The sequence below is a fragment of the Azospirillum sp. B506 genome (assembly GCF_000333595.1).
Lineage (GTDB): Bacteria > Pseudomonadota > Alphaproteobacteria > Azospirillales > Azospirillaceae > Azospirillum.
The window spans coordinates 1-8,227 of record NZ_BADK01000627.1 but is presented as its reverse complement, the minus strand read 5'-3'; the positions used below and the strand labels follow the sequence as shown (position 1 = coordinate 8,227).

9 protein-coding genes and 1 pseudogene are annotated in these 8,227 nt (G+C 68.2%); 6 read left to right on the top strand and 4 right to left on the bottom strand.

The features are described 5' to 3' along the window. Positions 1 to 12 precede the first annotated feature (12 nt). Positions 13 to 216 (bottom strand): annotated as a pseudogene (locus I71_RS18630) (P-II family nitrogen regulator); the annotation flags it as partial. 367 nt (positions 217 to 583) lie between these two features. Between I71_RS18630 and I71_RS18625 the strand changes: the two are divergent. From I71_RS18625 to I71_RS18605, 5 genes are all read left to right on the top strand, one after another. Further along, positions 584 to 1,858 carry a UbiH/UbiF/VisC/COQ6 family ubiquinone biosynthesis hydroxylase gene (locus tag I71_RS18625; RefSeq protein ID WP_042696330.1) on the top strand — a complete coding sequence of 425 codons (1,275 nt, stop codon included), beginning with the start codon at positions 584 to 586 and terminating at the stop codon, positions 1,856 to 1,858. A gap of 103 nt (positions 1,859 to 1,961) precedes the next feature. Then, entirely contained in the window at positions 1,962 to 2,639 is a 678-nt protein-coding gene (locus I71_RS18620; protein WP_042696329.1) for an outer membrane lipoprotein carrier protein LolA, read from the top strand. 76 nt (positions 2,640 to 2,715) lie between these two features. After that, entirely contained in the window at positions 2,716 to 3,363 is a 648-nt protein-coding gene (locus I71_RS18615) for an HdeD family acid-resistance protein (RefSeq protein WP_042696328.1), read from the top strand. Between the two features lie 151 nt (positions 3,364 to 3,514). Beyond that, on the top strand, positions 3,515 to 4,582 hold the full coding sequence (locus tag I71_RS18610; protein ID WP_083897243.1) for an AraC family transcriptional regulator: 1,068 nt from the start codon (positions 3,515 to 3,517) through the stop codon (positions 4,580 to 4,582). Between the two features lie 94 nt (positions 4,583 to 4,676). Beyond that, entirely contained in the window at positions 4,677 to 5,591 is a 915-nt protein-coding gene (locus tag I71_RS18605; RefSeq protein ID WP_042696327.1) for an AraC family transcriptional regulator, read from the top strand. Here the strand turns inward: I71_RS18605 and I71_RS18600 are convergent. From I71_RS18600 to pobA, 3 genes are all read right to left on the bottom strand, one after another. Then, positions 5,516 to 5,926: a DUF2000 domain-containing protein gene (locus I71_RS18600; protein ID WP_042696326.1), complete on the bottom strand. Its 411-nt coding sequence runs from the start codon at positions 5,924 to 5,926 to the stop codon at positions 5,516 to 5,518. The two genes, I71_RS18605 and I71_RS18600, sit on opposite strands and share 76 nt — an antisense overlap. Positions 5,927 to 6,043: 117 nt before the next feature. Next, a complete protein-coding gene (locus I71_RS18595) occupies positions 6,044 to 6,292 on the bottom strand; it encodes a Lin0512 family protein (RefSeq protein WP_244433910.1) in 249 nt (82 codons plus the stop codon). Between the two features lie 217 nt (positions 6,293 to 6,509). Next, positions 6,510 to 7,724: a 4-hydroxybenzoate 3-monooxygenase gene (pobA, locus tag I71_RS18590; RefSeq protein WP_042696325.1), complete on the bottom strand. Its 1,215-nt coding sequence runs from the start codon at positions 7,722 to 7,724 to the stop codon at positions 6,510 to 6,512. A 171-nt stretch (positions 7,725 to 7,895) separates the two neighbouring features. Between pobA and I71_RS18585 the strand changes: the two genes are divergently transcribed. Further along, a partial coding sequence (locus I71_RS18585) for an AraC family ligand binding domain-containing protein (RefSeq protein ID WP_042696324.1) occupies positions 7,896 to 8,227 on the top strand: 332 nt, incomplete at its 3' end.

The window sequence follows — 8,227 nt, the reverse complement described above, 5'->3', positions numbered from 1 at the left end:
CCTGTTCTACTGGTCGTCGGAGACCGCGACCTCGACCTTCACCTTGGGCAGGAAGCTCACGGAATATTCGGCGCCGCGGTAGATTTCCGTCTGGCCCTTCTGGCGGCCGAAGCCCTTGACCTCGCTGACGGTCAGGCCCTGGATCCCGAGCGACGTCAGCGCCTCGCGCACTTCGTCGAGCTTGAACGGCTTGATGATGGCCATAACCAGTTTCATGTGGCTTCCCCTTAAAGCGTTGTTCCGGCCGCGTGCATAAGGCCGAGGCCTCCCCGTTGCGGTTCCGGTCCGGACCGACACCGACCCGTTCCCCCGCCGTTGGCCCAAGCCTGTTCGCGTCGACCGCAAAAAGCAACGATTACAAGAATCGTGCCGGTTGAAATGCGCTGCAACGATGGGAATATGCCTGTTGATTGGGCGCCCAAAAGGGCGGCATATGCCCAAAAATCATTCAGCGACAATCTGTCCGGCAGGCGGTGTGTGCCGAGCTGGGACTGGACACTGGACAGGACGCCGCGGTGCGACAATTGTCTGACCGTGCGGCGACCGCGGCACAGGACCAGAAGGCGAGAGGACAGCGAGCATCATGGCGGTACCGGGCACCGAATCGGGCAACGCGACCGTTCCCCCGCAGGGCGGCGACATCACGACGGAGGTCGTGGTGCTGGGCGGCGGCCTGGCCGGGCTGACCATGGCGGCGGCGCTGGCCAGCGCCGGCGTGCCGGTGGTCTGCATCGACCGGGACAGCCCCGAACGCATGGCCGGCCAGGAGTTCGACATCCGCACCACCGCCATCTCCTACGCCTCCAAGATGGTGCTGGATGTGGCGGGCGTCTGGCATCACATGGCCGACAAGGCCGGCCCGATGCTGGACATCCGCATCGCCGACCAGTTCTCGCCGCTGTTCATCCATTACGACCACACCGAACTGGCGATGGAGGGCAAGAACCAGCCCTTCGGCTGGATCCTCGACAACAAGGACATCCGCCACGCCCTGTTCATGCGCGCGGCGGAACTGCCGGGTCTGGTCCATCTGGCGCCGGCCAAGGCGGTGACGGTGGAGCGCACGCGCTCCGGCGTGTCGTTCCGGCTGGCCGACGGACGGACGGTGCGCGGCCGGCTGCTGGTCGGCGCCGACGGCCGGCGGTCGATGGCGCGCGACAGCGCCGGGATCCGGGTGCGGCGCTGGTCCTACGACCAGAGCGCCATCATCTGCACCATCCGCCACACCGAGCCGAACAAGGGCGTCGCGGTCGAGCATTTCCTGCCCAACGGACCCTTCGCCGTGCTGCCGATGACGGACAACCGCTGTTCCATCGTGTGGAGCGAGAAGACCTCGCTGGTCGACACCTATCTGAAGCTGCCCGACGACCAGTTCATCGACGAGCTGCAGCGCCGCTCCGGCGGCTATCTCGGCGGGATCACGCTGCTGACCAAGCGCGAGGCCTGGCCGCTGTCGGTCCTGCTGGCCGACCGTTTCATCGCCGACCGGCTGGCGCTGGTGGGGGAGGCGGCGCACGCCATCCATCCCATCGCCGGACAGGGGCTGAATCTCGGCATGCGCGACGTCGCGGCATTGGCCGAGGTGGTGGTGGATGCCTACCGCCTGGGGCTGGATGTCGGCGGGCCGGGGGTGCTGGCCCGCTTCCAGCGCTGGCGCCGCTTCGACACCGTGCTGCTGGCGGCGGTGTGCGACGGGCTGGTCCATCTGTTCTCCAACAACATCCCGCCGGTGAAGCTGGCGCGCGACCTGGGCATGGCGGTGATCAACCGGCTGCCGCCGGTCAAGCGCTTCTTCATGAAGCATGCCATGGGCGTCGTCGGCGACCTGCCGCGGATGATCAAGGGCCAGCCACTGTAAGCAGCCATTTTGAACTGGCAGCGGTAATCCTTGGCAGCCGGGGGCGGACGCCTTATGTCCGCCATACCGCCCGGTCAAGGATTCGGGCTCCGAACGACCAAGGATGAAGACCGTGCTTCGCCGCCTTTCCACCGCCCTGCTGTTCGCCAGCCTCCTGGCTCCCCTGCCGGCGGCGTTCTCTCCCGCCGCCGCCGCCGCCGCCGCGCCGGCCACCCCCGTCTCGCTGTCGGCGCAGGACCAGGCGGTCGTCGCCAAGGTGGAGGAGTATCTGAACGGCATCACCACCCTGCAGTCGAAGTTCCTGCAGGTGGCGCCGAACGGGCGGCAGGCGACCGGCACCTTCTATCTGTGGCGGCCCGGCCGGATGCGGCTGGAATATGACCGGCCGCTGAAGGACTTCATCGTCGCCGACGGCAGCTTCGTCTTCTATTGGGACGGCGAGATGCGCCAGCAGTCGAGCGCCCCCATCGGATCGACGCTGGCCGACTTCATCCTGCGCAAGACCATCCGCCTGTCCGGCGACGTCACCGTCACCGATGTGTACCAGGCCCCCGGCGTCATCGAGGTGACCCTGCTGGAGACCAAGGACGCCGGCAAGGGCAGCCTGACGCTGGTGTTCGAGGACCGTCCCTTCCAGCTGCGCAAATGGCGGGTGCTGGATGCCCAGGGACTGACCACCGAGGTGGCCCTGATGAACCCGCGGACCGACGTCACCTTCGACCGCGAGATGTTCTATTTCAAGGAGCCGGCGCGCGGGTCGGATTTCGGCCGCAACAATTGAGCGGCCGGCGGTGAGCGGGAAACTAAACCCCGCGTTTCCTGTTGTCATTCCACGGGGTGGCCGCGGGAGGTTTTCCATGTCCTACGATCAGGCGGAGCGGACCGGAAACGGCCGGTCGGGACTCGACGCCGCAAGCCGTCTGCGCAGCATGAACAGGCTGCTGGCGCGCAACTGGTGGGCGCTGGCCCTGCGCGGGGCGGCGGCGATCCTGCTGGGGGTGCTGGCCCTGCTGATGCCGGGGGTCACGGTGGCGACGCTGGCGCTGACCTTCTCCGCCTATCTGCTGCTGGACGGCGTCTTCGCCATCCTGGCCGGCATCCGGGCGTCCCGCCATCATGAACGCGCGCTGCCCTTCATCCTGGAGGGGGCGGTCAGCCTGGTCGCCGGCATCGTCGCCGCACTGTGGCCGGCCGCCAGCCTGTTCGCCCTGGTCTTCCTGATCGCCGCCTGGTCGGTCGTCACCGGCTTCGCCGAGGTGATGGGGGCGTGGCGCATGGACCGCACCCACGGCAAATGGGCCTGGGGCGTGGCCGGCGCGCTGTCGATCCTGTTCGGTCTCAGCCTGTGGGTGCTGCCGGCGCTGGGCCTGCTGGCCCTCGCCTGGGGGGTGGCGGCCTACTTGATCGCCTTCGGCGTGCTGGCGCTGGTGACCGCCTTCCGGCTGCGGCACTGCCATCGCGAGAACAGCGCCTCGGGCGGCGGGGGGATGGCGGCGGCGGTTTGAGGAGCATCGTCGGTCGGCTCCTCCTGACTTTGCCGCCCGCCGCCAATTCGTAGCTCTATCGTACAATTTCCTACACGAACGGTCTCTGGCAGCCTGACGTCCGGCACGATGTTTGCTGCGTTGCGGCAAAACGGCTGCGAGGGGCTGTGTCATGACGCCGCACCGACCGACTCTTGGGCAAACTGCCGGCCAGCTTGGCGCGGGCCGCACAGGAACTGGGCAACACAACATCCTGGCCGCCGCCGCGTCCGGGGTGTCCGGCTTCATCGCCGCCCAGGGCGGTTGCCCCGACCGGGTGTTCCACCGCGCAGGCGTGGAGGAACGGGCGCTGGGCGAACCGATGCTGGCGCTCGACCTCCGCGCCTATGTGGCGATGATGGAGGTGGCGGCGGCGGAGACCGGCAACGACAATTTCGGGCTGATGTTCGGCCGCCAGTTCCAGCCGGACATGCTGGGGCTGATCGGCTCCATCGCGCTGGCAGCGCCGACGCTGGGGGCCGCGCTCGACCATCTGGCCCGGCTGTTCCCCTTCCACCAGCAGGCGACCGAAACGCGCTTCGTCCGCGAGGGCGACCTGCTGCGGCTGGAATACCGCATCCTCGACGGCTGCATCGTCGAGCGGCGGCAGGATGCCGAACTGACCATGGGCATGTTCGCCAACGTGGTGCGCGCCTGCCTCGGCCCGCACTGGATGCCGGAGGAGGTGCATTTCGAGCATCCCCGGCCGGAGGGCTGGCGCCAGCATGAGGCGCTGTTCGACGCCCCCGCCCATTTCGGCCAGCGCACCAACGCCATCCTGCTGCGCGACCGCAATCTCGACCGCCGCATGCCCGGCGGCGACATGGCGCGGCTGACCGGGCTGTGCGGCACGCTGATCGACATCGCCCGCGGCACCGGCACGCCGCCGCTGCTCGACCGCGTGAAGGCGGAGGTGCGGGCGCGGCTGCCGGAAGGCCCGCCCTATGTCGAGGACATCGCCGACCGGCTGGGCATCGCCCGCTGGACCCTGCAGCGCCGGCTGGCCGACGAGGGGCTGAGCTTCTCCGATCTGGTGGAGGGGGTGCGGCGCGATCTGGCCGCGGTCTATATCCGCCAGCGCCATGTCCCGGTCGCCGACATCGGCGCGCTGCTGGGATACTCGGAGGTCAGCGCCTTCAGCCGGGCCTTCCGCCGCTGGTTCGGCGTGTCGCCGGCCAAGATGCGCGGCGGGACGGGCTGACCCCATCCTGTCGGCGGGCGGCGATGTTATGGCAGACGGGTGCCTCCTGCCATAAGATCGCCGCCGGGACATCTCCGGGCAGGACAAGGCCGGCATGGCGCGCGCATCGAGGAATATCCACCGCTTCTGGCGGGATCCGGCATTTCCGCATCTGGAGGCGCGGAGCATCGAGGACGGGCAGGGGGTCTGCTACGGCTGGCACAGCCATCCGACCTTCTCCATCGGGCTGGTCACCGGCGGCGTCAGCGATTTCCGCATCGGTGCCGAGTGCCACCGGATCGCCGCGGGCACCGTCGTGCTGATGAACCCGGACGAGGCCCATGCCTGCAACCCGCTGGACAGCCGGCCCTGGTCCTATCGGATGCTGTATGCCGATGCCGCGTGGCTGGCGGCGGTCGAGGGGGAAACCTCCTTCCGGGCCTTCGCCCCGCGTCTGAGCCGCGATCCGGAACTGGCCGGCCGGCTGGACCGGCTGTTCGCTGTGCTGTTCGCTCCGGACGCCGGCCCCGACCGCGGCAGTCTCAAGAGGGCGGAAGCGGTCCGCTCCTTCTTCACCGGGCTACGGCAGGCGCTGGGCGGGGTGCCGTCCGCCGTGGACGAAGACGGCGGGCATGCGGCGCTGGACCGGGCCGCCGACTTCATCTCCGCCCATTGCACGCAACCGCTGCGGCTGGCCGACATCGCCGAAGTGTCGGGATTGTCGCCCTCCTATCTGGTGCGGTCCTTCAAGGCGCGCTACGGGCTGACCCCGCACGCCTACCAGATCAACCGCCGCATCCAGTTCGGCCGGCGGGAGCTGCAGCGCGGCCGGCCGATCGTGGAGGTCGCGCTCGATGCCGGCTTCGCCGATCAGGCCCATTTCCAGCGGGCCTTCAAACGCCATGTCGCCGCCACGCCCGGCCAGTACATGCGCCCGTCAGCATCGCCGCCATCCTATTTCAGCAGCGGCAGCGAGCCGGTCAGCGAGCGCACCAGCGCCGCCGGGCCGTGCAGGCAGAGGCCGAGATAACGCAGATCCTCCTGCCGGGTGGCGGCAAGGCGCCGGCTGTAATCGTCGTAGCTCCTGGCGCGCTGGGCGATGTCGGTCATGCCGACCACGCCCAGCCCCTCGGCCTCGCGGTCCGCCGCCTGCCGGTGCAGCGCGCGCAAGCCTTCGGCATCGGACACCAGGATCGGCATCACGATGGTGGTGATGCCGGGATGGCCGATGCCGTCGGCATCCTGAAGGTCGCAGCCCACCAGATCGGGCCGCAGTTTCCCCAGCGTCATCGACAGGGCGGCGGCGGTGTTGGCGACCAGCCCCGGCGGCAGGGCATGGTCGATGATGAAGGCGCAACGTGTCATGTCCGGCTTTTCCTGTGTTGGATCAAGGTCAGGCCGGTGACTGTCGCGGGTCGGGCGGGGGCGGGTATTGAAGGAAATTACCCAGGGCCGGGCAGGGCTGGGAGAATTGCGCCGGTATCAGATCCCGACCTCGACCGCCGCGTTGACGACGTAGATCTGCTCGTTGCGGTCGTTCTTGTCGGCCAGGAAGATGCCGCTCGGCGCCAGCATGCCGCCGATGGTGACATGGATGCTGACCGCGCCGTAGGGAAAGACCGCCTTCACCGCCGCGTGGTCGAGCCGGTCGGCATCGGCCGGCACGGCGAAGGTGACGGGCACCTGCATCTTGCCGGTGTCGCCGTCGACCAGCGCCCGCATGCCGGGCATCGATTGCGCTCGATGGCGTTGCGCACGGCGCGGATGGCGCCTTGGTCACGTCCTGGCCATGCAGATCACCCCCATGCCGAGTTCCACGAACATCACTTGCTTCATCGCGTCGGGCCTTTCCTGTGGCTGTCGGTCGACGGGATGATGGTGTGGAGCTGTGGAGACGGCCAGGGGGTGGCCGGGGGAATTCCGGGGGGTGGAAGGCGCGGCTTTCCCCTCAGTCCATCGGCAGCCCCACGTAATTCTCCGCCAGTGCCGTCATGGCGGCGCGGGAATGCACCAGATAGTCCAGTTCCGCCAGATGCACGCGCTGCTCGAAGGGTGATTCCTTCTCGTTCCGGTGCAGCATGGTGGTCATGTACCAGGAGAAGCGCTCCGCCTTCCAGATGCGGCGCAGGCAGGTGGCGCTGTAACCTTCCAACCCCGCGGTCGTGCCGGACTTGTAGTAGGCGGTCAGGGCGCGCGACAGCACCAGAACGTCGGCGACCGCCAGGTTCAGCCCCTTGGCGCCGGTCGGCGGCACGATGTGGGCGGCGTCGCCGGCGATGAACAGGCGGCCATGCTGCATCGGGTCGCAAACGAAGCTGCGCATGGCGATGATGCCCTTCTGGAAGATCGGCCCCTCCTGCAGGGACCAGCCGCTCTCGTCCTCCAACCGGCGGTGCAGTTCGGACCAGATGCGGTCGTCGGACCAGTTGGCGATGTCGTCCTTCGGATCGACCTGGATGTAGAGCCGCTGCACCTCCGGCGACCGGGTGCTGAGCAGGGCGAAACCGCGCTCGTGGTTGGCGTAGATCAGTTCCGGGTGCGACGGCGGTGCCTCGGTCAGGATGCCGAGCCAGCCGAAGGGATAGACCACCTGGTATTCGGTCCGCGTCGCGGCGGGGATCGCCTGCCGGCTCGGTCCGTGGAAGCCGTCGCAGCCGGCGACGACGTCGCAGCGCAACTCCTCCAGCGGTCCGTCGGGGGTGCGGCGGAAGCGGACGCTCGGCGTCTTGCCGTCGAGATCGTGGAACTGCACATCGGACACGCCGAACAGGATGGTGCCGCCATCCTCCAGCCGGGCGGAGACGAGGTCGCGGATCACCTCGTGCTGGGCATAGACGGTGACGCGCTTGCCGCCGGTCAGCTCCGCCATGTCGATGTGGTGGCTCCGGCGGTCGAAGCGCAGGGTGATGCCGGAATGGAAATGGCCCTCCCGCATCATGCGGCCGCCGAGGCCCATGTCGTTCATCAGGTCGACCACCCATTGTTCCAGCACGCCGGCGCGGATGGTTCCCTCGATCTCCTCGCGGCTGCGGTGCTCCAGGATCACCGACTCGATGCCCTGGCGGTGCAGCAGATGGGACAGGAACAGGCCGGCCGGGCCGGCACCGACGATGGCGACCTGCGTACGGCCAACCGGGGTGCGTGTCGATTTGGTGGGGTGCATGTCTCTCGCCCTTTCGGCAAAGCTGCGGCGCTGCTCCCGACGGATTGCTTTGTGCGCCAAATGTTATTTTTCATGCTAATTCATGGCGCTGATGGCAGGACATAGACGAACCGGCGAAAGGCTTGTACTTTTCATCGCCTGTCTGCCGTGCAGCCCGCCGGAGTTCGTGCGATGTCCGCCCATTCCATCCACAGCACCGAACCCATTCCCCGCTATTGGCTGTATGGCGAACCGCCGGCGCTGCCGGAGCTGCGCTTCGTTCATATCGAGACGATTCCGGAGCGGATGCGCTTGCACAATTGGGAGGTCCGCCCCCATCGCCACGACGGGTTGAGCCATGCCCTGCTGGTCACCGCAGGCGGCGGAATGCTGACCGCGGACGGGGGGGAGGTGGGCTTCCGCGCGCCGGCCCTGATCGTGGTGCCGGCGCAAGTGGTGCATGGCTTCCGCTTCGATCCCGACACCGACGGCCATGTGCTGACGATGTCGGAAGGGTTCCTGGC

Coding starts and splice junctions, on each gene's coding strand:
- I71_RS18625 (WP_042696330.1), top strand. CDS start 584: ATGGCGGTACCGGGCACCGAATCGGGCAACGCGACCGTTCCCCCGCAG.
- I71_RS18595 (WP_244433910.1), bottom strand. CDS start 6,292: ATGCCCGGCATGCGGGCGCTGGTCGACGGCGACACCGGCAAGATGCAG.
- I71_RS18605 (WP_042696327.1), top strand. CDS start 4,677: ATGGCGCGCGCATCGAGGAATATCCACCGCTTCTGGCGGGATCCGGCA.
- pobA (WP_042696325.1), bottom strand. CDS start 7,724: ATGCACCCCACCAAATCGACACGCACCCCGGTTGGCCGTACGCAGGTC.
- I71_RS18615 (WP_042696328.1), top strand. CDS start 2,716: ATGTCCTACGATCAGGCGGAGCGGACCGGAAACGGCCGGTCGGGACTC.
- I71_RS18600 (WP_042696326.1), bottom strand. CDS start 5,926: ATGACACGTTGCGCCTTCATCATCGACCATGCCCTGCCGCCGGGGCTG.
- I71_RS18610 (WP_083897243.1), top strand. CDS start 3,515: ATGACGCCGCACCGACCGACTCTTGGGCAAACTGCCGGCCAGCTTGGC.
- I71_RS18620 (WP_042696329.1), top strand. CDS start 1,962: ATGAAGACCGTGCTTCGCCGCCTTTCCACCGCCCTGCTGTTCGCCAGC.